The sequence below is a fragment of the Actinomadura sp. 9N215 genome (assembly GCF_044326345.1).
Lineage (GTDB): Bacteria > Actinomycetota > Actinomycetes > Streptosporangiales > Streptosporangiaceae > Spirillospora.
The window spans coordinates 171497-196174 of the sequence record NZ_JBIRBA010000014.1; the positions used below are offsets into that span (position 1 = coordinate 171497).

A 24678-nucleotide genomic window follows, 5' to 3' on the forward strand; every position below is an offset into this window, starting at 1 on the left:
GGCCCGCGCTGCGGAGTCAGTGCCCGAACTCCGCCGGGTCGATCTCGATCCAGATCTGCTCGGCGCGGCCCAGCAGCCGGCCGTCCGCCCCGTACAGGGCCGTCGCCGCGTGCATCTTGCGGCCCTCGCGGCTGCGCGCGAGACCCATCACGACGCATCGCTCGCCGGCGTCGGGGACGTCCATCACCTGCCCGGTCATCGTGCCGAGCACCGCCGGGCGGCCCGCGACGTCGAACGCCCAGCCGCCGGGACAGTCCAGCGCCGCCCACACCAGCTCCCGCTCGGGCACCCGCTCCGGAACCCAGGGCGTCGCGACCGTGCCGTCGGCGACCGGGCCCGGCCCGAGCCGCAGCCCGTCGCCCGGCTCCCGGTCGGGCCCGCAGACGAAGCAGCGCGGGAACGGATGGTTCTCCGCCGCCAGGAACTTCTCCGCCGCCTCCACGGCCTCCTCGAACGGGACGGCCGCGACGGGCGGCACCACGATCGCGCCCGCGAGGGCCTCCGCGATGAGGACGTCGCCGTCCCACAGCCGCACGCTGTGCCCGCGCTCGTCCTCCGCCGTGACGGTCATCTCGGTATCGAGCGGCGGCGGCCGCCGCAACGTCACCGTCACCGTGTCGATCGGCACCCGCCCCGCGAGGCGCCCCGCCACGTACCCGCCGTTCCCCGACCCGTCCGGCCCGCTGAAACGTCCGTCAATGATCATCTGATCGTTCCCCCGTGTTCGCCACCACACCCAAAACGGCCTCGATCATAATCCGCCCCCCTGACATCCCACACACCCCACCCTGAACGACGCAGGTCACCCACCTGGACCGAACCCCAGCCGGGGTCACGGGTCGTGCGGCCGGAGGGCGCCCAGCGCCCGGAGGTCGCACCCCCCGACGGTCGGGGGGCCGTTTCACGAGACGCGCCAGCGGCTCGGGAAACGGTTCACCGGCCGTGACGGGGGTTCCAGGGGGTCGCCCCCCTGGGGCTATACAGCCCTGGACGGCTGCGGGCGGCCTGGGCGGGTCGTGAAGAAGACCGAGAGGGAGCCCTGGAGGCGTGCGCGGACGGTCTCCTCGTCGACGGGGCCCTCCGCGGGGACCGGGGTGCGGTCGAGGGCGCGGTCGATGAGGACGTCGACGTTGCGGTCGGCGACCAGGACGGAGCACGTGTCGCACGCGTACCACGGGTAGAGCATGTTCAGGACGGCGACGGCGGTGTCGTCGTCCGACAGGTGCGTGGTGTCGAGCTCGACCTCGAACATGTCGGTGTCCTCGGGGTCGAGCGTGGGGTAGTAGAGCCACCTCGGCCCGGTCACGCCGCAGAAGTCGCAGGCCTGGTCGTGCTGGGCGGGTTCGCCGACGGCCAGCTCCAGCTCGTGGTCCCATGGCTCGACGCGCCGGTTGTGGCGGTATCCGACCCCGTCGAGCGACCCCTCGCGGTTGTGCGTGACGTCGTGGACCTCGCCGCCGCAACGGGCGCACATGAAGCCGATGTCCTCCATGTCCCTCCCCCTGATCGCTGAGGCACCCGAATCTCACAGTATCCGTCCGGCGGCCGGCTCGTACCCGTCGGCGCGATCTTCGGCACGTTCAAGATCTTTCTTGGCGGTTCCGCGTCCGGCGCCGTCCTCGACGCCGGCACGTGTTCAGGCGTCGGCCGCGATGCGGTGCCGCGCCAGGTGGGCGAGGACGGACTGGTTGGCCTCCCAGCCGTCCGGGAACTTCACCGGCACGCCGAGGTGGACCGGCTCCGCGGACGGGTGCGCGTCCAGCAGCTCGGGGATGCCCGCCCGCGCCACCACCACGCACGCGTGCCGGTGCCGTGACGTCAGCACGCACAGGCGTCCCGACTCCAGGTGGAACGCGGTGGCGTCGCGGCGTCCCGACAGCGGGTGCAGGACGACCGTCGCGTCGTACTCGCGGCCCTGGAGCCGGTTCGCGGTGTCGACGGTGATGCCGCCGCCGTGCGGGCCGAGCGCGGCGCGGATCGCGGTGGCCTGGTCGCGGTGGGCCGCGCCGATGGCGACGCGTCCGGCGTCCACCGGGCTCGACCCCAGCTCGGAGTGCGCGACGGGCCCGCGCTGCAGCAGCCGGACGGCGAGCGCCGCCGTCGCGCGGACGGCCTCCGCGTCGGTGCGCAGCGTGTGCCGCGCGGGCAGCTCGTACAGCGCCCAGCCGGTGGCGGCGGCCTCTTCCAGCGCCCGGTCGTAGGTGGTGCCCATTCCGCCCGCGCCGAACTCCAGCCGCCGGTCGCCCGGGGCCGTCCCGGCGCGGAACCCGGTGAACGGGTAGAACGCGTCCGACACGACGGGCGCGGCCGACGCGGGCAGCCGCCACGACACGGGCAGCCGGTGGACGGGCAGGCCCGGGTTGTGCGCCAGCAGGACGGACATGGCGCTGCGCATCGGGTCCCAGGCCAGGCCCGCCCAGCGTTCTACCTCGACCGTGGAGAACGGGTCGAGCTGCCCCGGGTCGCCGACGAACAGCGCGCGCTCGAAGCGTCCCGCGATGCGGAGCAGCATGTCGGAGCGCATCTGGTACGCCTCGTCCACGATCGCCCACGGCCAGGAGCCTTCGGACAGCGTCGCCCATTTCGCGGCCGTGGCGATCACGACGGTGTGCTCGGCGAGGTCTCCGGCCTTCTGCGCGACCCGCACCGCCGGATGCGCCAGGACGCGCTCGGACGGCACGTACCCCGACGCCGAGAGACGCCCGAGCGTGATGCCGGGATGCCTGCCCGCGATCCGCTCGACGAGGTCGTCGACCTGCTCGTTCGTCTGCGCCACGATCATCAGCCGCTCGCCCGCGCCGGCCAGGTGCGCGGCCGCGCGGACCACCAGCGTCGACTTGCCCGCGCCGGGCGGCGAGTCGACCACGACGCCGCGGTGCCCGCCGCCGAGGTCGGCGAGGACGGCGTCGACGACCTGCGCCGCGGCCTCGGACGGGTCCAGAACGTCCGTCTGCACTGGTGCCAGGTGGCGGGTTGCGTGTTCGGTCACGACCAGTCCTCTTCGCCGTCCTCGTTGGTCGGAACGTACTCGTCGGGCGGGCCGCCGTGCGTCCAGGGCGTGTCCTCGCGGTCGGGGAACTTCGCCGCGCCGAACGAGCCGTCCATGAGGGAGGTGAAGCACACGCGGTCGCCGACCTGGGGGACGGCGCCCGGTTCAGGGGTGAGCTTGCGGCCCATCCCGCCCGTCAGCTCCAGCAGCACGGTGCCGTCGCCCGTCTCGATGATCTTCCCTTTGAGGGCGGGGCGGGCGGCGTCGCACACGGTCGTGCCGGGGTCGAGGCGGAGCGGGTCCCGCGTGCCGACGCGCAGGTGGGGGCGGAGCTTGGGGCGCTTGCCCGTCTCGTCGAGGCGGGTCGGGTCGCAGTCGGTGACGACGCCGCCGAACGCCTGGCCCGCCAGCCGGTGCTCGGCCATGACCAGGGGGTCGTCGAAGGCGCGCTGCGCGTCGTAGGCGTCCTGGGCGCGTTCGAGGTCGTGCAGCCGCCGCGCCGCGCGGACGGGCGGGTCGCGGCGCGCCTGCGGAAACGCCTCGCCGAACGTCTGGTGGTAGTAGGTGAAGGCGTCCCGGTCGCGCTCCCAGCGCCCCGGCACGCTCGCCCCCTCCGGCAGGGCGCGCAGGAGATCGACGGCCCGCCACATCAGGTCCCAGGTCGGGGTGAGCTGCCCGGCGAGGACGGTGCGGAGCCTCTCCTCGGCGCGGGAACCCGGGCCCGAACGGTCGTAGGCGGCGATCGCCGGAGCGAGGACCTCGTTGTCGAACGTGGGGTCGGTCGCCGGGCCCGCCGGGGGGCTGACGACGGGGTCTTCGGCGCGGGACGCGGCGGACGGGCCGTCCAGGCCGTCCGGCGGGTCGATCCAGCCCATCAGCGCGGCCAGGTTGCCGTCTTCCAGGGAGCTCTGGCCCGTCGCCCAGTGCAGCCGCAGCATTTCCGTCATCGCGCCCAGCAGCGACGAACCGGGATGGTCGTGCCGGTCGGCGAACCAGGTCAGCCACCGTCCGAGCACCGGGACCGCCGGGTCGACCGCGTACGGGCCCTCGGTGCTGCGGAATCGCGTGGAGCGTCCCATCAGGCGCAGGAACGCGACGCCGCCCCAGTTCGGGACGAGGAGCTGCGGCGCGTTCCCGTACCTGATGCGTTCCTCGCCGTCCTTGGCGGGCGGCAGTTCCTCCACGGCGCCGTGGCTCGTCTCGATGTGGTTCAGGACGAGCTTGGCGAAGTCGGCGGCGAACGCGAACCGCAGGTCGCGGTTGCGGGGCTGCGGCACGACCAGCAGCGCCGGATCGTCCCGCTCGCTCCCGGCCAGCACCGCCAGCGGCGCCGCCGCCTCCCCGGCGAGCTTCAGCGGGACCAGCACCAGCGGCGCGTCCGCCACATGGCAGTGCCGGACCGTCGCGAGCGGCTGTGCGACCCCGGCGGCCACCGCCTCCAGCCGGGCGAGCGAAGTCAACGCGCTCACCGCCGGATCACGCAGCCCCGTGCGCGGCGCCGTGCGAAGCACCGTGCACGCCTTCGTGCAGAGCGCCGTGCGTGCCTTCGTGCAGAGCGCCGTGCGCGCGTCCGTGCAGCGCTTCGGCGCGCAGCCGGGACGCCGCCCGCAACTGCTCGGCCGTCTCCGCCAGGTCGTCGGACGGCGTCAGCGACCCGTCCGCCAGCGCGAGCGCCGTGCCGATCGTGCCGACCCCGCCGAGATCGTCGCGGACGGACCGGCCGAGCGCGCCCGTCTCGCCGCAGGCCCGCGCCTCGTCCCGGCAGAACAGGGCCATCTCGCAGCCCGCCATGCACTCCGGCGCGTACCGCGCGTCCACCGCCCGGACGGACGCGTCGAGCGCCTCCCCGGGCTCGAACGTCAGATCGCCGGGCAGCTCCGCCAGGATCGCGTCGACGCGGGTGAGGCGCGCGAGCTGCCGTTCGAGGACGGCGAGCTGCGGCCGCACGTCCAGCGGCGTCGCCGACGGACGGTTCGAGAAGTTCTCCGGGCAGACGAGGAACACCTCGTGCGACACCCGCCCCGGATCATGCCCCAGCTCGGACACGAGGCGGCGCAGCGCCAGCACGTACACGGCCGACTGGCGGGCCGCCGCGGCGACTTGCTCCGGCTCGGCCTGCCCGTCCACGACGGCGAACGACTTGATCTCGACGACGTGCAGCCGTCCCGCGAGCTGGAACGCGATCACGTCCGGCTCCAGGTACGCGGGACGCCCGGCGATCTCCAGCCGCAGCAGCGGATGGTCGAACAGCGTGCCCTCGCCGGTCTCCAGCGCGCGGGCGAGGAGCCGGCGGGTGCGCGAGTGCCGCAGCTCCCGGCCCTCGTTCCCGGCGACCAGCTCCAGGTCGTCGTAGTCCACCTCGGGAATGTCGAGGCCGAGGCCGTCGCGGAGCAGCGTCAGGAGTTCGGCGCAGCCGTCCGCCTTCACCTGCGCCTCGAACGCGTTCCCGCGCGTGATCGCGAACCGCGACTGGCCGAACGGCGCGGGGAAGCCCAGCTCGCGCGCCACCGCGTCCTTGTCGACGCCGGCGGCGTCCAGCACGCCGCGGCGGGCGCAGCCGGGATTGGACGTCAGCGCGGCGATCGTGCGGGCGTCGTGGTTGCGCGGGGGCGCGGCGCCGCGCAGCCGGTCCAGGTCCGGCGCGGTGTCGGTCATCGGTCGGTCTCTCCACTGATCGCGGGGCTGGTGGCGGAGCTGCTCGCGGAGCGCCGCCCGGGGCGCCGTGCCGAGCCGGAGCCCCGCACGGTCCGGAGCCGGCCGCCGAAGAGGCGTTCCGCGTCGTCGAGCCGGTCCCGGGCGCGCCGGGCGGCGGACCCGCGGCGCCGCCGGTCGGCCTCCCGGTGCACGTCCAGCTCCGCCCGGGCGGCCTCGGCGAGCACGGCCGGATCGGCCGTACCGACCGTACCGGTCGCGGCGCCGGGAATGGTGGACGCGAAACGCCACAGCAGCCTCTGCACCGCGGGCGACGGCGTCCCGTGTCCGGCCGCGGCGTGCTCGGCGAGGCGGGCGGCGGCGGTGAGGAAGTCGGTGCGCGGGCTCAGCGGGCCGACGATCCGCCGCTGAAGCGGCCAGGTGCTCACAGCGAGGAGCCCGCGGGCGGGCGCGAGCAGGTCGGCGGTCAGCGCGGCGCACAGGTAGTACGGCCGCGCGTGGGGCGCGGTGCGGAAGGAGCGTTCCTCGTCGCGCCGCAGGCTCGTCAGCCGGGCCGACGGGATCTCGCCGGGGAAGAACGCCGCGTACACCGAGCCGATCAGCTTCGGCGCGGCGGGCGCGCCGATCAGGGTCAGCGCCTGGTGGACCCGCTCGCGGACCGGCAGCAGAGGCGCGGGCGTCCGCCCGGCGCGCGGCAGCCCGCGCCCCGCGTCGCCGCCCGTCCGGAGGTCGCCGCTCGTCTGGGGGTCGCCGCTCGTCTGGGGGTCGCCGCCGAGGACGGCGTCGTCCCACGCCTGTTCCGCCTCCCGCAGTTCGGCGCGCAGCTCGCGGGCCGTCCGCCGGTCGCCCGCCGCCATGGCCCGCCGCACGGCCGCGCGCAGCTCGGTGATGCGCGCCTCTGTTTCGCCCCCGTGGCTGCGCCCCGCCACCCCCCGGTGCTCATCGGGGGTCGGGACGCCGGGGGGCCGAGGCATGCGGCCGACAGTACAACCGCGTCCCGACACTTCCAGCCTTTTCCAGCTTTGGCGCGTCCTGGCCGAGGCGGGCCTGGCCGGACGCGGGCCCGGGCGGGGCGGGCTGGGTGGGGCGGGCCTGGCGGGACGGTCAGCGCGGTTTGCGCCACACGATGGAGTAGCGCCAGAGCAGGTGCCGCCGGAAGACGGCTCCGGGCAGCAGCCGCAGCGCCTCGTCGCGCACCTCGCCCCACGTCATGTCCGGATCGGCGACGGGGGCGCCGGGACCGCCGTCCGCGCGGCGCCGGTTGCGGAGCCGGTGGAAGCGGTGCGCGGGGACGCCCGCCGCCGCGTACGCCCAGTCGCGCAGTGTCCCGTTGCCGGCCAGGCCGATGACCACCAGGCTCCCGCCCGGACGGACGGCGCCGCGCATCGCCGTCAGGCCCTTGACGAAGTCCATGTGGTGGATCGCGGCGACGCTGCAGACGAAGTCGTAGTGGTCCTCGGGCAGGTCGTACTCCAGCAGCCCCGCCTCGACGAAGTCGACGTTGCCGACGCCCGCGCTCAGCGCCCTCGCCTTGCGGATCATCTCGGGCGACCGGTCGAGGCCGGTGACGTGCAGGGCGCGCGGCGCCAGCCGCCGCACGAGCAGGCCGTCCCCGCAGCCGACGTCCAGCGCCTCGCCGCATCCGCGCGGGACGCCGCGCAGCACGACGCCGTGGTAGTGCGTGTTGTGGTTCCAGTAGTCGTCGCTCATCGTCACCACCGGGGTCGTCGTCGCCTCCTGGTCAGGAGCGCGGGTCGCGGCGCAGGGGATGGCCGTCCGGGACCTCCACGATAACGATCTTGACGCCGTCCGGGTCCTCGATCCACATCTCGACCAGGCCCCACGGCTCCTCGCGCGGCTCCCGCGTGACGCGCGCCCCGGCCGCCGCGAGCCGCTCGTGCTCCGCCCGGACGTCCCGCACCTGCAGCCAGATCATGGGGGACGGGCCCGGCCCGCCGGCGCCGTGCCCCGACACCTCCAGGAAGCCGGGGCCGAGGAAGAACACGACGCCGGGCGAGGCGGCCGGGCCGAACTCGCGGTACACCGCGAGCCCGAGCACGTCACGGTAGAAGCCCTGGGTGCGTGCCGGGTCGACCGGGCGCAGCAGGATGCGGCTGCTCAGCACGTCCATGCCCGCCATCCTCGCCCCTGCCGCCCGGCCGCCCGGCGCCGCCACGCCCCGCCGGACCGATCAGGCCGCGGTCGGGCCGCGGTCGGGCTGGGATCCCGCTTTGCAGGACGTGATCAGGACGGGAAGCTCGCCCGGTAGGTGGCGGCCATGTCCTCGTCGCCGTGCCCCTGCTCTATGACGCGCCGGAGCCGCGTCCCCGACGCGTCGTTGACGTCCACCCGGACGCCCGCCGACTCGGCCGCGTCGTGGATCAGCCGGGTGTTCTTCTCCGCGTTGCGGACGGCGAAGCTCGGCGCGAAGTCGTCCGTGAGCATGGCCTTCATCTTCACCTGGAGGTAGACGCTGTCGAGCGGGCCGCCGGTGACGACCTCGCCGAACAGGGCCGGGTCGAGCCCGAGGCCCTTCGTCAGCGCCACCGACTCCGCGATGACGGACGTCAGCGAGATCGCGTAGCTCACGGCGGCGAGCTTGAGCCGGGTGCCGGCGCCGCTCGCTCCGTCCTCGTCCAGCCAGTGCGTCCTGGCCCCGACCGTGTCGAACACCGGGTCGAGGACGGTGCGCGCGTCCTCAGGCCCGGCCGCGAGGACGATCAGCTTCCCCTGTTCGGCGGGCTGCTTCGTCCCCTGGACGGGCGCGTCCGCGAACACGAGCCCGTGCTCGGCCGCGAAGGCCGCGAGGCGCGGCACGTCCTCGACGCCGACGGTGCCCATCTGCGCCCAGACCTGTCCGGGCCGGAGCCCCGGCGTCGCCTGCGCCAGCACGGACAGGGCCGTCTCGCCGTCGTTCAGCATCGTGATGATCACGTCGGCGCCGGCGACGGCCTCGGCGGGGGAGCCCGCCACGGTCGCGCCGTCGCCGGCGAGGGGTTCGGCGCGGGACCGGGTCCGGTTCCACGCCGTGACGCGGTCGCCGTCCTTGAGCAGGTTCCGGGCCATCGCCGCGCCCATGATCCCGGTGCCGAGCATCGCCACTGCGGTCATCGTCAACTCCTTTTAGACTGTGCAATCCAGAACTCTTACCCTACGCCGCGTCCCCACCCCGGCGAGGCGGTCCGCGCCGATCAGCCGAAGAGCCGGGCCGATCAGCCGGGGAGGCCGCCGATCCAGCCAAGCCAGTCCGCCGGGCGGCCGCGCCGGGTCAGCCGGGAGGCCGCGCCGGTCGGCCGGAGGGCCACACCGGTCGGCTGGGAGGCCAGCCGAGCCAGACGGCCGGGAGGCCGCGCCGGGTTGGCCGGGAGGCCGCGCCGGGTCAGCCGGGAGGCCGAGCCAGCCGAGCCAGTCGGCCGGGAGGCCGCGCCGGGTTGGCCGGGAGGCCGCGCCGGGTCCGCCGACCGGGAGGGACGCGGCGGTCAGGCGAAGGCGGGGCTCTCGCCGGGCGTGCCCGCGTAGTCGGCGGGGTCGGGTGCGGTGTACGGGGCGGCGAACGCGTCCAGGGTCCGGTCGAGCTGCGCCGACCACCAGGCCACCAGGGCCGCGGGGGCCGCGGGGCCGCGCGCGCCGGAGCCGTCCTCGCCCAGGTACCGGTGCCGCAGCGGCGCCACGTCACAGAGCCGCTCCCACCACTCGCGGTGCACCGCCGACTGGACCTGCCCGGCGTCCAGCGGGAACGCCGACCGGTGGCCGCGCACGAACGCCTGGACGCGGTCCAGGTCGAGCCCGCGCTCGTCGTCGCACGCGAACAGCCGCGCCGCCGCCCGCACGACCTCCCCGGCCACCGGACCGGTCGTGAGCGAGCCCCAGCCGAGAACGGCCGTGACGTTGCCCGACCCGCCGTACCGCAGATGCCCGGCGTGGAACGAGCCGTGCAGATGGCCGACCGTGCTGACCTCGATCTCCGGCGGCTGATGGTCGGCGAACTCGGCGAGCAGGTCGCGGCGCTCGCGCAGGCGGCGGCCGGTGAGCGCGTCGAAGTCGGTGCCGTCGCCGTCGTCCGGGACGTCCCGCAGCATCTCCTCGACGGCCGCGGACGCGGCGGCGGCGCGCGGCGTCGGGATCAGCAGGCTCTGCTGCACCGGCGGCGTCAGCTCGTCGAGCGCGGCGTGGAGGCGGCCGAGCAGCTCGCCGAGCGCCTCGCACTGGCCGAACGTGAGCTCCAGCCCGCCTCGCCCGCGTCCACCGACCCACGGATGCAGGACGTACCCGCGCCCGGCGGCGGTGACCAGCGTCCGGCCGCTGCGCGCCGGGATGGGCGCGAGGACCGGCAGGCCCGCCTCGTCCAGCGCGGCGGTGACGCCGTGCCGGAACAGCACGCGCCGGCGGTCGGGCTCGGCGTACTCCGTCAGGAAGAACGCGCCGTCCGCCGTGTCGACCCGCCAGCACCGGCGACCGGCCCTGACGTCGCCGACCGCGCCGGCGTCGCCCGCGTCGATCTCCCAGCGCCTCAGCAGCCGTGGCGGCGGTTCGGTGTCAGCACTCTGTGACGTCGGCACCCCGGCACCTCGGCTGCGTCGGACGGACGATGGCCGAATGAATGTTCTACAACGACGCTACACGCCCGCCCCGCACCGCGAAAGGGAAACCGCGCGTCTCAGACGCGTTCGAGGACGACCACGGGAATGTCGCGGCTCGTCTTCGTCTGGTACACGTCGTAGTCCGGCCAGACGGCCGTCATCTTCGACCACAGCGCGGGCTTCTCCTCCGGCGTCGCGGTCCGGGCCCGCGCGGTGAACCGGTCGCCCTTCACCTGGGCCTTCGCCTGGACGTTCTTGTACCAGAGCGGATCGTCGTCGGCGCCGCCCTTGGACGCGACGACAAGGTAGGCGCTCTCTTCGTGCCCCGCCTACTGCGGTACGGCCCTTGCGCTCGACCGCCGAGCCCCGGATCACCTTCCCGGGCAAACGCTCCGATTCCGGCCCTGCATACCCTGTTCTGGTGGACGAGGCTGAGGTGGCGCGGCGCTGCGCCGAGACGATGTACGCACGGGACAAGGTGGCGCAGGACCTCGCGATGCGGGTCACCGAGATCGCGCCCGGACGGGCCCGGCTGCGGATGACGGTCGGCGACACGATGGTGAACGGACACGGGATCGCCCACGGCGGCTACGTCTTCCTCTTGGCCGACTCCGCGTTCGCCTACGCGTGCAACACCCATGACGCGGTGACGGTCGCGGCGTCCGCGGACGTCGTGTTCGTCGCGCCCGCCCGCGCAGGGGACGTCCTGGAGGCGACCGCGGTGGAACGCGTCCGCTACGGCCGCAGCGGAATCTACGACGTGACGGTCCGCCGCGTCCCGGGCGGCGATGTCGTGGCGGAGTTCCGCGGCGGGAGCCGCAGCCGCGACGAGCCCGTCCTCGACCCGTCGTCCACCTAGCACCCCACCCGCCCCGCGCCCCCCGCGTCCTCCTGCGCTTCCCGCTCCGCCTCGCGCCCCCCGCTTCGCCCCGCGCCCGCCCGGTGCCCTCCTGCGCCGCTCGCTTCGCCTCGCGCCTCGCGCTCCGGTCCGGCGGACGAGAGAACCCCGGGTCGCTCGGGGGAGAGCGGGCCCGGGGTCGGGACGTACGCGGCGTCAGAGCTCGTTCAGGATGCTGCTGAGGTACTCCGCGGTCTTGTCGGGCCGCGCGGCGGTGATGCAGAGGTTGTTCATGGCGCGCATGTAGGTGTCGATGTCCGTCGGCTTGTCGAGGTAGAGCGCGCTGGTGAGCTGCTCCAGGTAGACGACGTCGGACAGGCCGGGCTCGGCGAACCGCAGAATCGTGAACGGCCCGCCCGCCGCGGCGTGGCCGCCGGCGCCGAACGGCACGATCTGCAGCGTCACGTTGGGCAGCTCCGACATCTCGATCAGATGCTTGAGCTGCTGCCGCATGACCTCGCGGCCGCCGAGCGGGCGGCGGACGACCGCCTCGTCCACGACGGCCCACAGCGTCGGCGCGCCCGGCGAGCTGAACCGCTTCTGCCGGATCGTGCGGAGCTGCACGCGCCGCTCGACCTCGTCCTCGGCGGCGTCGGAGAACCCGAGCCGGACGACGGCGCGGGCGTAGTCCTCGGTCTGCAGCAGGCCGGGGACGAACTGCAGCTCGTAGGCGCGCAGCAGCGAGGCCGCCTCCTCCAGGCCGAGATAGACCTCGAACCAGCTCGCGAGGACGTCGCCGTACCGGTGCCACCAGCCGGGGGTGTTGGCCTCCTTCGCCAGCTCCAGCAGCGTCGCGCGCTCGCCGGGGTCCGAGACGCCGTACAGGGTCAGCAGATCGGAGACGTCGCGCTCCTTGAAGCCGACGCGGCCGAGCTCCATTCGGCTGATCTTGGAATGCGAGCCGCGGATCTCGTAGCCCGCCTGCTCGGTGGAGATGCCGCGCGCCTCCCGCATCCGGCGAAGCTGAGCGCCGAGCAGAATGCGCAGCACGGTGGGCCCGCCGCGGCGGGGATAATCGATCAGCCGTCCGGCCGGATCACCTTCGGACGGAGGTGTAGGGGCAGCTGAATCCTGGGCCAAGGGGTCACCAGCCAGTCGACGGGTCTACTCGGTGCACTGAACGGCACCGCCCTATGTTAGAGGATGCGGCCGCCTTTTTGGGAAGTCTGAATTACGCGTCCCCGGCGTAAGGTCGCCTGTTCGGCGTGGGGCGGCCGGGCGGCCGGCGTCCGGTGCCGAGCCCATGGACACGGCCTGTGACCAGTGCTGCCGGTGGTCGAACGGCTGCGGAACGTGGCGTCCCTTGACTGCCCGGTCGGACGGGGCTGTCATTTCCCGGCGGGTCGTGCGCAAATGGACCGGCGTTGCCCGGCCGCGCCGCCGACCAATCGCGGGACTCGGCCATTTCGCGCGGCGCGGTTTCATCTCCGAATGAAGGACGCTCCGCATTCAGGTGAATATTCGGGGACCCATCGCCGAGCAGATCATGCCAGAACCGGGCGCGCCCCGGCGGCCGGAGCGGGGCGCGGGTGATGAAGCTCTCGTCGAATGCGGGTGAGTTCTGGGACGGATGCGGCGTTCACTGTTCAGAGAGGTGATCCGCGGTCGCCTCTCCGCAGAGGGGAACACACCGCGCAGCTGGGGGAATCATGAACGCGACCCGTGAGCGACCGGAGATCCGGTTCCTGACCTCGGGCGATGTCACGGCGCACGAGCGCGCGGCGGCGGGACGCGCCGTCCGGCAGGCGCTGGAGTCGGCGGGCGGCGTGACGTCCGTCCAGGTCACGCTGAGCGTCGTGGCCGACCCGTCGCTGCCGCGCCCGGCTTTGGCCCAGGCGGTCGCCGACCTGGACGGCCGTCTCGTCCGCGCCCAGGCCGCCGCGCCGCGCATCGTCGAGGCCATCGACATGCTCCGCGAACGCCTGGCGCTCCGGGCGTCCTCCCTGCAGGCGCGCTGAGCCTCCAGGCAGGCGCGCCGAGCGCCACCCCGCCCGGAACCACCCACGGCGGCGCCCCGAACCGGGACGCCGCCGTTCGCAACCCCGCCCGATCACCCGCCGCACCCGAGGCCGTCACCGCCCTCGCCGTCACTCCATGGCCCGCCGCTTCAGACGCCATCGGTCTCAGACGCCATCGGTCTCAGACGCCATCGGTCTCAGACGCCATCGGTCTCAGGCGTCGCGGGTCTCAGGCGTCACGGCGCGAGAGGACGAAGGCGCCGAGCACGAGCGGAACGAGCGCGTACGCCAGCATCACCGCCACCGCCGCGCCCGGGGACAGCAGGTTGCCGTAGATGGATTGGTCCGCGCTAAGCCCAGCGATCTGGTCGGGAAGCGCGCCGGGCATCACCGAACCGGCCCGCTCGTTCCACGGCTCCGGCAGGTGGTCGACCAGCAGCGGCAGGACGTGCCAAAGGACGACCACCGACACGAGCGCCCCCGCCGCCGAGCGCAGCAGCACGCCCAGCGACACGCCGATCAGCGCGAACACCGCCACGTACGTCCCCGCGACGGCGAAGACCGGCAGGTCGTGCGCGACGGACGCCCGCTGGTCGGGGAACGGCCGGTCGCCGACGACGAGCCTCGTCCCGAGGAACGCGCCGATCGACACGGCCTGCCCGCGATCAAGGCGACCGTCCCGACGACCGCGGCCTTGGCGGCGAGGACCGTGCCACGCCGCGGCATCGCGGTGAGCGTCGTGCGGATCATGCCGGTGCGGTACTCGGACGTGACGGACAGCACGCGAGGACGGCCATGCAGAGCGCCGCCCCCCAGCCGCCGAGCTGCTGAAGGGGACGCAGCTCGAAGTCGGCCCGCCGCTCGGCGGACAGACCGTCCCAGATCCGCGCCATCTGGACGGCCAGCAGCAGGACGACCACGAGGAACGCGGCCGCCGCCGCCAACGTCCAGTACGTCGAGCGGACGGACCGCAGCTTCCACCACTCGGCCGCAACCGCATCCCCCACCTCCCGCCACCTCCCGCCCTCGCGCCACCTCCCGTCTTCGCGCCAGTGCCTGTCTTCGCGGCAGCGCCCGTCTTCGCGCCAGCTCCCGACCGCGTGCCAGCGCCCGACCGCGCGGCAATTCGGGGCGTCGCGCCGGCGTGCCGTCTCGCGCCGACTCCCGGCATCGCGCGGGTGGCCCGGCCTGGGGTGCGCGTCGGGGGCGGGGCGGCGGCGCATCATGCGTCCCTGCGGATGAACGAGAGCGCGCCGATCCCCAGCGCGACGGCCACGTACACGCCCATGAGAATCGCCGCGAGCGGTGCGGACAGGACGCCGTGGTCGACCGACGAGCCGGGCGCGGCGGCGATCTGGCCGGGCAGCGCGTCCGGCAGCAGCGACCAGATCCGCTCGTCCCACGGGCCGGGCAGCACGCGCGCGAGGACGGGCAGCACGAACACCACCGCCAGCCCGATCGTGATCGTCGCGGCCGTGGAGCGCAGCACGGCGCCGAGCCCGAACGTGATCAGCGTGACCGCCGCCGTCGCCAGCGCCAGCCACAGCAGACGGGCCGCGTCGTCGGCCGCCGGGCCCTGGAACGCGGGCACCGGCCGGTCGCCCACGATCGCCTGCCCGGCCAGCGACCCGGCGGCCAGGCTCACCGCCGCGGCGACGAGCATCGTCGCCCCGACCACCCCCGCCTTGGCGGCGAACAGCGTCGGCCGCCGCGGCGAAGCGGCCAGGCTCGTCCGGTTCATCCCGGTCGCGTACTCGGACGTCAGCGCGAGCGCGCCCAGCACCACCGCGCACACCGGCAGCGCCAGGGCGAGCGGCTGCTCCGCCGGCGCCGTCTCCGTCGTCGCCCTCCGCGCCGCCGACAGGCCGTCCCAGTAGCGGGCCACGTACCACGACCACAGGACGCACAGCAGCGTGAACGCGGCGACCGTGCCGAGGACGGCGCCCGTCGAACGGACGGTCCGCAGCTTGTACCACTCCGCCGCCACCGCGTCGATCACGACGTCACCGTCCCCGCGCCCGCCGCCGCTCCGGCCCCGAACTCGGCGCTCTCGGCCGTCAGCTCCATGTACGCCTCCTCCAGCGACGCGCTGTGCGGCGTCACCTCATGCAGGGGGATGCCGTGCGCGGCGGTGGTGTCGCCGATCGCGGCGACGTCCAGCCCGGTGACCGTGAGCGCGCCGCCGGGCATGGACTCCACGGAGCCCCCCGCCCCGACGAGCACCGCCGTCAGGTCGGCCGGACGCGGCGTGCGGACGAGCACCCCGCGCCGGAACCGGTCGGCGAGCTCCCGCACCGACGTGTCGGCGATGAGCCGTCCCCGCCCGATGATGATCAGCCGGTCGGCGGTCAGCTCCATCTCCGTCATCAGATGGCTGGAGATCAGCACGGTCCGCCCGTCGGCGGCCAGCGAGCGCATCAGCTCCCGGATCCAGCGGACGCCGTCCGGGTCCAGGCCGTTCACCGGCTCGTCGAACATCAACACCCCCGGGTCGCCGAGCAGCGCCGCCGCGATCCCGAGCCGCTGCCGCATGCCGAGCGAGAACCCGCCGACCCGCTTCCGCGCCACCCCGGCCAGGCCCACCTGCTCCAAGACCTCCGTCACCCGCCGCGCCGCGATCCCGTTGCCGCGCGCCAGCCACCCGAGATGGTCGAACGCCCGCCGCCCGCCGTGCACGGCGCCCGCGTCCAGCAGCGCGCCCACCTCCCGCATCGGACGCCGCAGCGCCGCGTACCGGCCGCCGTTCACCAGCGCCGCGCCGGACGTCGCCGCGTCCAGCCCCAGCAGGACCCGCATCGTCGTCGATTTCCCTGCCCCGTTCGGCCCGAGGAACCCCGTCACCGTGCCCGGCCGGACCGTGAACGACAGCCGGTCCACGGCCGTCGTCGCGCCGTACCGCTTGGTCAGCTCGCGTACTTCGATCATGCCGTCGACGGTCGTACGGGACGGTCCCGCCGCACATCGGAACGCGGTCGGGGCTCCCGCGTCAGACCGTGCTCCGAGACCGTCCCGCCGCGTCCGACCCCGGTAGGACGCGCCCGTCCAGACCGTCCGGATACCGTCGTGACGTGGACGAATCCGAGCTGCGCGCCCCTCTCTCCCGGCGCCTCGGCCGGCGCCGCCTCATCGGCCTGGACGCCGTCGCGGCCGTCGTGTACACGCTCGCCCTGCTGGTGTTCGCCGGGGACACGGACGTCTCCGTGCTCCTGGCCGTCCCGTTCGCCGCCGCGACCGGGCTGCCGCTCGCCGCGCGGCGGATCTGGCCCGTCCCGGTCTTCGCCGCCGTCCTGTCCGTGTCGACCGCGACGCTGCTGCTCGGCCTGCCCTGGGACTTCTTCGCCGCCGCCGCGTTCGCCCTCTACCCGGTCGCGCTCACCCGCCGCCGGCGCCGCTGGATCCCCACGCCGCTGATCGGCACGGTCAGCGGCGTCCTCATCCTCGCCAGCGCCACGGTCGGGCCGACGGACTGGCACGCCGTGATCATCGGCAGGTCGCTGCTCGGCGCCGCGCTGCTCGGCGCGTCCTGGTCCCTCGGACGCGGCGTCCGCGAACGCCGCGCGCACGCCGCGCACTCCGCCCGGCAGCTCGCCGACCAGGCCGTCTCGGACGAACGGCTCCGCATCGCCCGCGAACTCCACGACGTCGTCGCGCACAGCATGAGCCTGATCGCCGTCAAGGCCGGCGTCGCCGTCCACGTCGCCGAGGCCCGCCCGGACGAGGCCGTCGACGCCCTCCGCGTCATCGAGACCGCCAGCCGCGGCTCCCTCGCCGAGATGCGGCACCTCCTCGGCGTGCTCCGCGGCGGTCCCGGCTCGCCCGGCGACGCCGGCGCCGACCTCGCCCCGTCCCCGGGCCTCGCCGACCTGACCGGCCTCGCCGAGCGCGCCGCGATGGCCGGCGTCCACGTCGACCTGCACGTGGACGCCGAGGACCTCCCCGAAGGCGTCGCCCTCTCCGCCTACCGCATCGTCCAGGAGGCGGTCACCAACGTCGTCAAGCACGCCGCGCCCGCCCGCTGCCGCGTCCGCGTCGAGGCCCACGGGCTCCGCGTCCGCATCGACGTCACCGACGACGGCCCCGGCGTGCGTGTCCTGCCCGGCGGGGACGGCCACGGGCTCATCGGCATGCGCGAACGCGTCACCATGTACGGCGGGGACTTCACCGCCGGACCCCGTCCCGAAGGCGGCTTCGCCGTGTCCGCCGCCTTCCCGTACGAACCCTAGGAGCCCCTTGGAACTGCGCGTCCTCGTCGCCGACGACCAGGCCCTGGTGCGGGGCAGCTTCCGCGTCCTCCTCGACACCGCGCCCGGCCTGCGCACCGTCGGCGAGGCCGGCACCGGCGCGGAGGCCGTCGAGCTGGCCGACCGCGAACGCCCCGACGTCGTCCTCATGGACGTCCGGATGCCCGAGATGGACGGGATCGAGGCGACCCGGCGGATCTGCGCCGACCTCCCCGGCGTCCGCGTCCTGATCCTCACGACCTTCGACCTGGACGCCTACGTGTACTCGGCGCTCCGCGCCGGGGCAAGCGGCTTCCTGCTCAAGGACACCCCGCCCGCCGACCTGCTCTCCGCCGTCCGCGTCGTCGCCTCCGACGAGTCCCTGCTGGCCCCTTCGGTGACCCGGCGGCTGATCGCCGAGTTCGTCCGCCGTCCCGGGCCCGTCCAGCCGTCGCCTCCCGGCCTGGACGGCGTCACCGACCGCGAACGCGAGGTCCTCGCCCTCATCGCCCGCGGCCTGTCCAACGCCGAACTCGCCGAACACCTCCACCTCAGTCCCGCCACCGTGAAGACCCACATCGGACACCTCCTAGCCAAACTCCAGGCCCGCGACCGCGCCCAACTGGTCATCGCCGCCTACGAATCCGGCCTGGTCCGCCCTGCCTGACCCTCAGCGAAGAGCCACAGAACACCAGCCCGCAGCTACCAGGGAGCACAAGCGACGCGCCCAGAGAATCCGTTCCGCATCCAAAGGAGGACGAACCCGGCAGGAGGCCCGAGCTGCAGCCAGAGGAGGACCGGGCTGCGGCTGGAGGGGGACCGGGGACAGCGGCCAGAGGAGGACGGACGCGGCTAGAGGAACAACGGGCAGCGGCTAGAGGAGGACGGGGGCGAGTCGTTCGAACTCGTCGGCGGACGATGCCAGGTCCGGAGTGAACACCGTGACGCACACGTGGTCGGCGCCCGCGTCCAGATGGTCCTGGACCCTCTCGCAGATGGCGTCGTCGTCGCCCCAGTTGAAGCAGGCGTCGATGACCTCGTCCGAACCGCCGCCGGACAGGGCCGCGTCCTCGTAGCCGAGATTCTTCAGCGAACGGGTGTACGGCGAACCGGGAAGGTCCAGCATCTGCGTCCCGCGCGCGATGCCGCGCGCCTTCTCCGGGTCCGTCTCACGGATCGCGGTCTGCATGACGACGAGCAGCTTGTCCGGGCCGAGCCGCTCGCGGGCGAGCCTGGTGTGCTCGACGGGCATGGCCGCCGGGAGCGCGCCGTCCGCCTTCTCCCGCGCCAGGCCCTGCATCTTCGGGCTCAACGCCGCGAGGAGCCGGGGGAACGGCACCTCGGGCACCGGCGCGGCCGCCACGGACGCGTCCATCCCGTCGAGATAGTCGCGCATCCGGCCCAGCGGACTCGTCCATTTCTGCCCGCTCTGCTCGACGAGCGCGCCCATGCTGACGCCTACGCCGAGCGCGAGTCGTCCCGGATAGGCGTCGGCCAGCACGGAGGCGGCGCCCTGCATGGTGGCCGGATGCCGCGCCCACAGGTTCGCGATCGCGGACCCGAGCACCACCCGCCGCGTCGCGGCGAGCATCACGCTGAGCTGCGTGAATACCTCGCGGCCCCCGATGCCCTCGTTCACCCAGATCGTCCCGTAGCCCGCGTCCTCGACACGCCGTGCCGCGCGCCGCCATTCCTCGGCGGGCGCGATCGGGGTCACGAGGCCCACGCCGACCCGTCCCAGCCTCTTCCTCGCCTCGTCCACAACCGTCATCGGCTCTCCTATAATCGGAACGTTCAACCCGCTTCTAAACGGTAGCGGAACGAGCGCCCCGCTTGTCAACCCGCGGAAGGAAGGACGCCGTGACCGCCTCCCCGCAGCGCGCCGACGCCCGCCGGAACCGCGACCGCATCCTCCAGGCGGCGTTCGAGGCGTTCGCCGCTGACGGCCGCCTGGTCCCGCTCGACGAGATCGCCCGCCGCGCCGGTGTCGGCGCCGGGACGGTCTACCGCAACTTCGCCACCAAGGAGGCCCTGTTCAAGGCCGTCGTCGCCGACCGCATCGAGCGCATCATCGACGAGGCCCGCGCCCTCATCGCCGCGGACGACGACCCGGCCGAGGCCTTCTTCGGCTTCCTTGCCTGGGTCATCGAACGCGCGATGTACAACCACGCCCTCTGCGACGCGCTCGCGATGGACATGGGGACGTTCGACAAGTCAGGCGAGGACGCAGAATTCACCCTGGCCCTCGACGCTCTGCTCCGCCGAGCCCAGACCGCCGGCGCGGTCCGCCCGGACGTGAGCGTCCAGGACGTCCGGACACTCCTGGTCGGCGCCATGCTCATGGAACGCCTTCGCCGCCGCGACGGCCCTCCGGGCCGCATGGCGTCCCTGGCCTGCGACGCGCTTCGCCCAGAAACGAAACGCAACGAAACACTTGCCCGTAACGAAACCCGATGCGAGTTCTGTGCGACGCCGCTCACGCCCGCCGTCACAGGCCGTCCCGCCCGCTTCTGCAGCGCGTCCTGCCGCCAGAAGGCGCACCGCCGCCGCACAAAACGCACCTGACCTCTCGAACCCACACCGCAACGCACCCCGAACCACCCAGTCCATCACCACGCCCCACGCGCACCACGCCACAGACGAGCCTTCAGTCGCCCACCCGAAATTTGCGTTACGAGGAATTTACGCGATCTAACAGCGGCTAAGCGCAAACGGCCTCCACCTCATGTTTCACAATGCAGGGGTGCCGCCGATCCCATGGTGCGCTCAGAGCCAAGCTCAGATCCGGTTACCCGCCGCCATCCGGTGACAATTGCGCCCTCGGCAACCTGAAGGACGGGCCGCCTGCCTCGCGCATTCGGCTCACGATGAGAAACGAAATCCACGCCGTAAGCACGGAGCGGCCTAGGCTCGATTGACCCGGCACCTCCGGTACGGATGGCGCACGACTTCGCGACGCATCGACATCTGCGCACGCCCGTCGGCACTCGAAAATGAGTTGAGTATCGTCCCCGTCTTGGGGGAGCGTGGCCGCACCATGCGAACACGCGAGATCCGGGCCGTCTATGACCGCGACACGATCACCGTCTACCAGGCGTACGCCCCGCAGATCGGCCGTCCAGCCGCGGAGCACGGCACATTCGTCCCCCCGTTCTCCCGGAACCGCATGACGTGGATAAAGCCGTCGTTCCTCTGGTTGATGGCCCGCAGCAACTGGGGCCGCAAGCCCGGACAGGAGACAATCCTCGCCGTCCGGATCACCCGGGCCGGTTGGGAGGAGGCGCTTGCCCAGGCCGTCCCCACAGATCCGGACCGCCGTGTCTTCCGCAGTTCCGACGAATGGCGCCGCCGGTTCGCCGGGGCGCTCGTCCATGTCCAATGGGATCCCGAGCGTTCCCTGCAAGGACGAAAACTGGAGGCGCGCAGCATCCAGATAGGCCTGAGCCGGCACATCATCGACCGTTACGTCGACGACTGGATCCGCGACATCGAGGACTGCACTCCCAAAGTCCGCAGAATCCACCGGACGCTCCAGGAAGGGCGAACAACCCAGGCTCGGGCCCTCCTCCCCAAGGAGCGCGCGTACCCTTTGCCCGCCCCCCTCGCCCATCACCTCGGCGCGGACTGACGGCATTCGCTCAATTCAGGAGGACGCCAGCCGGGTGCGGTATTCCTCTAGGCGTTCGGCGAGTTCTCGCGGTCTGCTGAGCGCCACCGCGTGCCCGCCGGGCATCTCGTCCACCGGTATGCCCAGCCGTTCGCCCACCACGCGACGCTGGAACTCGAGCGGAAAGAAACGGTCGTCCCGCCCCTGGAGAAAGACGGTCGGCGTGCTCGGCCACCGTTGAAGCGGCCACGGCTCCATGAACGGCTTCGACGACTGCGGCGGCTCGCCCTGGGCGAACGCCTCCGCCGTCACCTCCGGTGGGACGTCGTGGAGGAAGCTCTCCTTGACGTCCAGCTCCGCGGAGAGGGTCCGTCCCTCAAGAGCCGCGAAGTCGGCCATGGCCTGTGCCTGGCCGGTGTTGTCCCACCAGGCGCCGCCCGTCTCGCCGGGGACCGGCACCATGGCGTTCAGCATGACCAGCAAATCCACCGGCACCCGTTCGCAGACGATCGGGGCCGTGAAGCCGCCCATGGACTGAGCCACCAGGATCACGTCTGCCCGGCCGCCGATCGCCTCCACCACGGCGTCGGCGTACTCGCGCAGCCCCGCCGAATCGTCACCGGTCGGAAGGTCGACGGCCACGACGTCGTGGCCCCGAGCCCGCAGCTCCGGGACGAGCCGGTGCCAGTACCACGCCTGCCCTCCCGCGCCGGGGATGAGTGTGTAGGTCGCCATGGGCCTCCGTCCTTGCACCTCGCCGGGGTGCGACGATACCGGCAGCACCCCCACATTCATAGCATCTGCTCCTACTTTAGGAGTAAGATCTGTTGATGGCCGGACGCAGGACATATGACGATCCGTGCGGCATCGCGCGCGCGCTCGACATGGTCGGGGAACGATGGGCGCTGCTGGTCGTCCGCGAACTCCTCCTCGGACCGAAGCGGTTCGCCGCGCTGCACCGGGGTCTGGCGGGGATGAGCCAGAACGTCCTGTCGCAGCGCCTGCGCGACCTCGAACAGGCCGGGGTCGTCCGCCATCGGACGCTCGGACCTCCCGCCAGCGCCCGGGTGTACGAACTGACCCCTCGCGGCCTGGACCTCGAACCGGTCCTGTTCGCCCTGGCGCGCTGGGGCAGTCGCAGCCCTCTCGACGTGACGCCCACCGCCGAACTGAGCGTGGACGCGATGATGCTCGCACTAAGAACGACATTCGACCCGACCGCCGCTTCAGGCCTGACCGCCCGCCTGGCCCTGCGGTTCGAGGACGACCTCTTCGCAGCGGAGATCGATTCCGAACGGTTCCACGTCGCTCGCGCGGAACAGCCACCGCACGCCGACGCCACGCTCACCACCGACGTCACCACATTCAGGACCCTGGTCTTCGGCGGCCGCCCACCGGCGGAACCCATGAGATCCGGCGAACTCCACCTCGACGGCGACACCACCCTCGCGACACGATTCCTCACCTGCTTCCGTCGCCCTCCGACCACCCCCGCACCCGTCGCGGACTCCATCTAAAAGCGGAGGACACGCAGTCCCCCACGCCATCGCAAACGCTCCAGGCCGTCACCACCAGCCGCCCGACCAACCCGCCACCCCGTCCAACGCGCCGCCTCGGCCAACGCGCCGCCTCGGCCAACGCGCCGCCTCGGCCAACGCGCCGCCTCGGCCAACGCGCCGCCTCGGTCAGCGCGCCGCCTCGGCCAAGGCGCCGCCCCGGTCAGCGCGCCGCCTCGGCCAAGGCGCCGCCCCGGTCAGCGCGCCACCTCGGCCAACGCGCCGCCCCGGTCAGCGCGCCGCCTCGGCCAAGGCGCCGCCCCGGTCAGCGCGCCACCTCGGCCAACGCGCCGCCCTGGTGAACGCGCCGCCTTGCTCAGCGCGCTGCCCTGGTGAACGCGCCGCCCTGGTCAGCGCGCCGCTCCGGTCAGCGCGCCGCTCCGGCCAAGGCGCCGCTTCGGTCGGCGCGCCGCCGCGGTCAGCGCGGCGCCCGCCGACCCACCCGCAAGGCGCTCTCCCGACGCGTCGCCATGTGGGCGTGTCTCACTCCTTCAGGCGGAGGACGGTGCGGTTCGAGAAGCCTCCGCGCGCCGCCGCCTTGGCCGAACGCTGCTCCTCCAGTTCGCCCGGGGTGACTCCATGAAGTGCCGCAAGGGCGTGGACGACCTCCAGAAGGTCAGAGAGCTCGGCGGGGTCTCCGCTCGCGACATACTCACCGGCCTCCTCGTAGAGCTTGGCGCGCAGCAGTCCGGCGTGCTCGTCGGGTGGGGCGGTGCGGGTCTCCGGCAGCCGTCCGTCCACCCTGATGATCTCGGGTACGCGGTCCCGGACGAGTTTCTCGGCGCGTCCGGAGCCCGCCCTGGTTTGGTGCGCCGTGGCGCCGTGGCGGCGGTCCAAGGACTGGATCCACTTCACCGCGACCGCCGCCGTCTGGACGAGCTCGGTCCGAAGAGCGCTGGGATCCGATTCGGCGAGTGCTTCGAAGAACTCCTCGGTCAGAATATGCCGCCACGTCAGCTCTCCACGTGACCAGGCCGCGGCGCATTCCCGTTTTGCCCTCTCCGCACTTTCGGCGAACTCGGGCCCGCTTCCATCGGGGAACTCCTGGACGCCCCACATCCGATCCTGGGCATCCCGTTCAGCCGCGACGTCCGCCAGCACTTCCGCCAACGACCCCGGCGCTCGATCGTTCTCCATGCCGGCCGACGCTAGCGCCTCAGGGCCCAGGCTCATCACCCGCCGGGCGCCGCAGACCCTGCGGCGAGTCGGCGCGCCCGTGGGACAGGCCGTCACGTTGGGGCGGCGTGGTCGGCTTCGCAGCTGAGGAGTTCGTGCAGGACGGGAGGGAGTTCGTCCCAGAGCCACTCGTTCAGCGTGCCGGGGAAGCCCGCCGGCGGTCGGATGGCCAGGCGGTTGGGGGCCGCCTCCGTCAGGTGTATGGAGAGGGGCCCGTCGTCCCACATCGGGTCGCGGTTTCCCCAGTACGCCGCGAAGTCGATGCTCGTGAGCAACAGTTCGGCGGGCAGGGTGTGCTCGCCCGGATGCCTGCCCAGGGGGAGCAGCCGTTGCGCGGTCGTGCGGAGGACGTTGAGCGCGGCCAGGTCATGCGGGCAGGCGACGCCGGTGATCTCCAGTTCCGGCAGCCCGAATCGGTGCAGGCCGCGGGTGGTGAGCTCGACGCAGGCGCAGCCGTCGATGTCGTCCTCCTCGGCCGTGCAGCCGCCGGAGTTCCGGTAGGGCGGCAGCGAGGCGCCGAGCCAGCCGTCGGCGAGGACGAACTCGTCGAAGCGTCCGAACGGCACGATGGGCTGGACCTCGGTGGAGGCGAGGTCCACGGGGACGCCGCAGAGTGATTCGGCGATCGTCATGGCGGCGGCGCGGGCGAGGTGCGGCCCCGACGGCAGGTCGCTGACCGGCAGGACGGACGTGACGCCGACATGGCGCGTGGCCTGCCGGACCCGGTCGGCGTCGTCCTCGTCGGCGCCCGTCACACCGCTGAGGTCCCACGGGGAGTCCGCCGCGGGGTGGCAGGTCAGGGCGAGGCGGGGCGTGCCGAGTCGGATCGACACCGCCGCGGCGAACGGGCCGGGGAGCCGCCGCAGGATCGCCGCGGGGAGGTCGCCGGGGTCCCTGTCGGTGGCGACGACGAAGCCGGCGGACGTCTCTTCGGGAACGGTGATCGTGACGGGCATGGCGGTCTCCTCGGGCCTTGAACCGGCTGGTGGAGTCCAGCTTCGAGGAGATTCGCGAGCGGAAGAAGGGAAAGCGAACTCTGTGG

General features: G+C 73.4%; 26 protein-coding genes and 1 pseudogene. 7 read left to right on the forward strand and 20 right to left on the reverse strand.

Annotated features, from left to right (window positions below; all coding sequences use genetic code 11):
• Positions 1-16: 16 nt before the first annotated feature.
• The 11 genes and pseudogenes from ACH34T_RS23480 to ACH34T_RS23530 all read right to left on the reverse strand — a co-directional run.
• Positions 17-706 carry a hypothetical protein gene (locus tag ACH34T_RS23480; protein ID WP_396023043.1) on the reverse strand — a complete coding sequence of 230 codons (690 nt, stop codon included), beginning with the start codon at positions 704-706 and terminating at the stop codon, positions 17-19.
• A gap of 270 nt (positions 707-976) precedes the next feature.
• Complete coding sequence (locus ACH34T_RS23485; protein WP_396023044.1) at positions 977-1492, reverse strand: hypothetical protein; 516 nt, start codon at positions 1490-1492, stop codon at positions 977-979.
• A gap of 144 nt (positions 1493-1636) precedes the next feature.
• Entirely contained in the window at positions 1637-2989 is a 1353-nt protein-coding gene (locus tag ACH34T_RS23490) for an AAA family ATPase (RefSeq protein ID WP_396023045.1), read from the reverse strand.
• On the reverse strand, positions 2986-4458 hold the full coding sequence (locus ACH34T_RS23495; protein WP_396023046.1) for a hypothetical protein: 1473 nt from the start codon (positions 4456-4458) through the stop codon (positions 2986-2988). The genes ACH34T_RS23490 and ACH34T_RS23495 overlap by 4 nt, the downstream gene beginning before the upstream one ends.
• Positions 4459-4465: 7 nt before the next feature.
• Complete coding sequence (locus ACH34T_RS23500) at positions 4466-5644, reverse strand: hypothetical protein (RefSeq protein WP_396023047.1); 1179 nt, start codon at positions 5642-5644, stop codon at positions 4466-4468.
• Entirely contained in the window at positions 5641-6615 is a 975-nt protein-coding gene (locus ACH34T_RS23505) for a hypothetical protein (protein ID WP_396023048.1), read from the reverse strand. Before ACH34T_RS23505 ends, ACH34T_RS23500 begins: the two co-directional genes overlap by 4 nt.
• 130 nt (positions 6616-6745) lie before the next feature.
• Positions 6746-7351 (reverse strand): class I SAM-dependent methyltransferase, encoded by a 606-nt coding sequence (locus ACH34T_RS23510; RefSeq protein WP_396023049.1) that lies wholly within the window; start codon positions 7349-7351, stop codon positions 6746-6748.
• Between the two features lie 31 nt (positions 7352-7382).
• The gene (locus tag ACH34T_RS23515; protein ID WP_396023050.1) at positions 7383-7772 is read right to left on the reverse strand and encodes a VOC family protein; all 390 of its coding nucleotides are present in this window, start codon (positions 7770-7772) and stop codon (positions 7383-7385) included.
• A gap of 113 nt (positions 7773-7885) precedes the next feature.
• Complete coding sequence (locus ACH34T_RS23520) at positions 7886-8752, reverse strand: NAD(P)-dependent oxidoreductase (protein WP_396023051.1); 867 nt, start codon at positions 8750-8752, stop codon at positions 7886-7888.
• A 368-nt stretch (positions 8753-9120) separates the two neighbouring features.
• Complete coding sequence (locus tag ACH34T_RS23525) at positions 9121-10200, reverse strand: phosphotransferase enzyme family protein (RefSeq protein ID WP_396023052.1); 1080 nt, start codon at positions 10198-10200, stop codon at positions 9121-9123.
• Between the two features lie 98 nt (positions 10201-10298).
• Positions 10299-10529 (reverse strand): annotated as a pseudogene (locus tag ACH34T_RS23530) (nitroreductase/quinone reductase family protein); the annotation flags it as partial.
• Positions 10530-10681: 152 nt separating this feature from the next.
• Here ACH34T_RS23530 and paaI point away from each other — a divergent pair.
• Positions 10682-11080 (forward strand): hydroxyphenylacetyl-CoA thioesterase PaaI, encoded by a 399-nt coding sequence (gene paaI, locus ACH34T_RS23535; RefSeq protein ID WP_396023112.1) that lies wholly within the window; start codon positions 10682-10684, stop codon positions 11078-11080.
• A 195-nt stretch (positions 11081-11275) separates the two neighbouring features.
• On the opposite strand, the gene ACH34T_RS23540 is transcribed toward paaI, so the two are convergent.
• Positions 11276-12142 carry a helix-turn-helix domain-containing protein gene (locus ACH34T_RS23540; RefSeq protein ID WP_396023113.1) on the reverse strand — a complete coding sequence of 289 codons (867 nt, stop codon included), beginning with the start codon at positions 12140-12142 and terminating at the stop codon, positions 11276-11278.
• Positions 12143-12768: 626 nt separating this feature from the next.
• On the opposite strand from ACH34T_RS23540, the gene ACH34T_RS23545 reads away from it, so the two are divergent.
• A complete protein-coding gene (locus ACH34T_RS23545) occupies positions 12769-13077 on the forward strand; it encodes a hypothetical protein (RefSeq protein WP_396023053.1) in 309 nt (102 codons plus the stop codon).
• Positions 13078-13306: 229 nt separating this feature from the next.
• On the opposite strand, the gene ACH34T_RS23550 is transcribed toward ACH34T_RS23545, so the two are convergent.
• The 4 genes from ACH34T_RS23550 to ACH34T_RS23565 all read right to left on the reverse strand — a co-directional run bounded on the left by ACH34T_RS23550 (position 13307) and on the right by ACH34T_RS23565 (position 16002).
• Positions 13307-13729, reverse strand: coding sequence for a hypothetical protein (locus tag ACH34T_RS23550; protein WP_396023054.1), 423 nt, complete (start codon positions 13727-13729; stop codon positions 13307-13309).
• Between the two features lie 94 nt (positions 13730-13823).
• Positions 13824-14084, reverse strand: coding sequence for a hypothetical protein (locus ACH34T_RS23555; RefSeq protein WP_396023055.1), 261 nt, complete (start codon positions 14082-14084; stop codon positions 13824-13826).
• Between the two features lie 215 nt (positions 14085-14299).
• Entirely contained in the window at positions 14300-15076 is a 777-nt protein-coding gene (locus tag ACH34T_RS23560) for an ABC transporter permease subunit (protein ID WP_396023056.1), read from the reverse strand.
• Positions 15073-16002: an ABC transporter ATP-binding protein gene (locus ACH34T_RS23565; protein ID WP_396023057.1), complete on the reverse strand. Its 930-nt coding sequence runs from the start codon at positions 16000-16002 to the stop codon at positions 15073-15075. The genes ACH34T_RS23560 and ACH34T_RS23565 overlap by 4 nt, the downstream gene beginning before the upstream one ends.
• A gap of 143 nt (positions 16003-16145) precedes the next feature.
• On the opposite strand from ACH34T_RS23565, the gene ACH34T_RS23570 reads away from it, so the two are divergent.
• Positions 16146-17300: a sensor histidine kinase gene (locus ACH34T_RS23570; RefSeq protein ID WP_396023058.1), complete on the forward strand. Its 1155-nt coding sequence runs from the start codon at positions 16146-16148 to the stop codon at positions 17298-17300.
• Between the two features lie 7 nt (positions 17301-17307).
• Positions 17308-17964, forward strand: a complete 657-nt coding sequence (locus ACH34T_RS23575; RefSeq protein ID WP_396023059.1) for a response regulator — start codon at positions 17308-17310, stop codon at positions 17962-17964.
• Positions 17965-18171: 207 nt separating this feature from the next.
• On the opposite strand, the gene ACH34T_RS23580 is transcribed toward ACH34T_RS23575, so the two are convergent.
• Entirely contained in the window at positions 18172-19068 is an 897-nt protein-coding gene (locus tag ACH34T_RS23580; RefSeq protein WP_396023060.1) for a TIGR03620 family F420-dependent LLM class oxidoreductase, read from the reverse strand.
• An 89-nt stretch (positions 19069-19157) separates the two neighbouring features.
• Between ACH34T_RS23580 and ACH34T_RS23585 the strand changes: the two genes are divergently transcribed.
• Together ACH34T_RS23585 and ACH34T_RS23590 are read left to right on the forward strand one after the other, a co-directional pair.
• Positions 19158-19862, forward strand: coding sequence for a TetR/AcrR family transcriptional regulator (locus ACH34T_RS23585; RefSeq protein ID WP_396023061.1), 705 nt, complete (start codon positions 19158-19160; stop codon positions 19860-19862).
• 472 nt (positions 19863-20334) lie between these two features.
• A complete protein-coding gene (locus ACH34T_RS23590; protein WP_396023062.1) occupies positions 20335-20925 on the forward strand; it encodes a DUF4291 domain-containing protein in 591 nt (196 codons plus the stop codon).
• 15 nt (positions 20926-20940) lie between these two features.
• Here the strand turns inward: ACH34T_RS23590 and ACH34T_RS23595 are convergent, their stop codons facing one another.
• Positions 20941-21639, reverse strand: coding sequence for an alpha/beta fold hydrolase (locus tag ACH34T_RS23595; protein ID WP_396023063.1), 699 nt, complete (start codon positions 21637-21639; stop codon positions 20941-20943).
• A gap of 95 nt (positions 21640-21734) precedes the next feature.
• Here ACH34T_RS23595 and ACH34T_RS23600 point away from each other — a divergent pair, with 95 nt between their 5' ends.
• Positions 21735-22421 carry a winged helix-turn-helix transcriptional regulator gene (locus tag ACH34T_RS23600; protein WP_396023064.1) on the forward strand — a complete coding sequence of 229 codons (687 nt, stop codon included), beginning with the start codon at positions 21735-21737 and terminating at the stop codon, positions 22419-22421.
• A gap of 522 nt (positions 22422-22943) precedes the next feature.
• Here ACH34T_RS23600 and ACH34T_RS23605 read toward each other — a convergent pair.
• A complete protein-coding gene (locus tag ACH34T_RS23605; protein WP_396023065.1) occupies positions 22944-23597 on the reverse strand; it encodes a hypothetical protein in 654 nt (217 codons plus the stop codon).
• 92 nt (positions 23598-23689) lie between these two features.
• Complete coding sequence (locus ACH34T_RS23610) at positions 23690-24592, reverse strand: hypothetical protein (RefSeq protein WP_396023066.1); 903 nt, start codon at positions 24590-24592, stop codon at positions 23690-23692.
• Positions 24593-24678: the final 86 nt, after the last annotated feature.

Excerpts from the sequence above, each read along its gene's own strand:
- paaI (WP_396023112.1), top strand. The coding sequence starts at position 10,682 with ATGTACGCACGGGACAAGGTGGCGCAGGACCTCGCGATGCGGGTCACC.
- ACH34T_RS23610 (WP_396023066.1), bottom strand. The coding sequence starts at position 24,592 with ATGCCCGTCACGATCACCGTTCCCGAAGAGACGTCCGCCGGCTTCGTC.
- ACH34T_RS23580 (WP_396023060.1), bottom strand. The coding sequence starts at position 19,068 with ATGACGGTTGTGGACGAGGCGAGGAAGAGGCTGGGACGGGTCGGCGTG.
- ACH34T_RS23480 (WP_396023043.1), bottom strand. The coding sequence starts at position 706 with ATGATCATTGACGGACGTTTCAGCGGGCCGGACGGGTCGGGGAACGGC.
- ACH34T_RS23590 (WP_396023062.1), top strand. The coding sequence starts at position 20,335 with ATGCGAACACGCGAGATCCGGGCCGTCTATGACCGCGACACGATCACC.
- ACH34T_RS23545 (WP_396023053.1), top strand. The coding sequence starts at position 12,769 with ATGAACGCGACCCGTGAGCGACCGGAGATCCGGTTCCTGACCTCGGGC.
- ACH34T_RS23605 (WP_396023065.1), bottom strand. The coding sequence starts at position 23,597 with ATGGAGAACGATCGAGCGCCGGGGTCGTTGGCGGAAGTGCTGGCGGAC.
- ACH34T_RS23565 (WP_396023057.1), bottom strand. The coding sequence starts at position 16,002 with ATGATCGAAGTACGCGAGCTGACCAAGCGGTACGGCGCGACGACGGCC.
- ACH34T_RS23520 (WP_396023051.1), bottom strand. The coding sequence starts at position 8,752 with ATGACCGCAGTGGCGATGCTCGGCACCGGGATCATGGGCGCGGCGATG.
- ACH34T_RS23595 (WP_396023063.1), bottom strand. The coding sequence starts at position 21,639 with ATGGCGACCTACACACTCATCCCCGGCGCGGGAGGGCAGGCGTGGTAC.
- ACH34T_RS23515 (WP_396023050.1), bottom strand. The coding sequence starts at position 7,772 with ATGGACGTGCTGAGCAGCCGCATCCTGCTGCGCCCGGTCGACCCGGCA.
- ACH34T_RS23510 (WP_396023049.1), bottom strand. The coding sequence starts at position 7,351 with ATGAGCGACGACTACTGGAACCACAACACGCACTACCACGGCGTCGTG.
- ACH34T_RS23600 (WP_396023064.1), top strand. The coding sequence starts at position 21,735 with ATGGCCGGACGCAGGACATATGACGATCCGTGCGGCATCGCGCGCGCG.
- ACH34T_RS23505 (WP_396023048.1), bottom strand. The coding sequence starts at position 6,615 with ATGCCTCGGCCCCCCGGCGTCCCGACCCCCGATGAGCACCGGGGGGTG.
- ACH34T_RS23485 (WP_396023044.1), bottom strand. The coding sequence starts at position 1,492 with ATGGAGGACATCGGCTTCATGTGCGCCCGTTGCGGCGGCGAGGTCCAC.
- ACH34T_RS23500 (WP_396023047.1), bottom strand. The coding sequence starts at position 5,644 with ATGACCGACACCGCGCCGGACCTGGACCGGCTGCGCGGCGCCGCGCCC.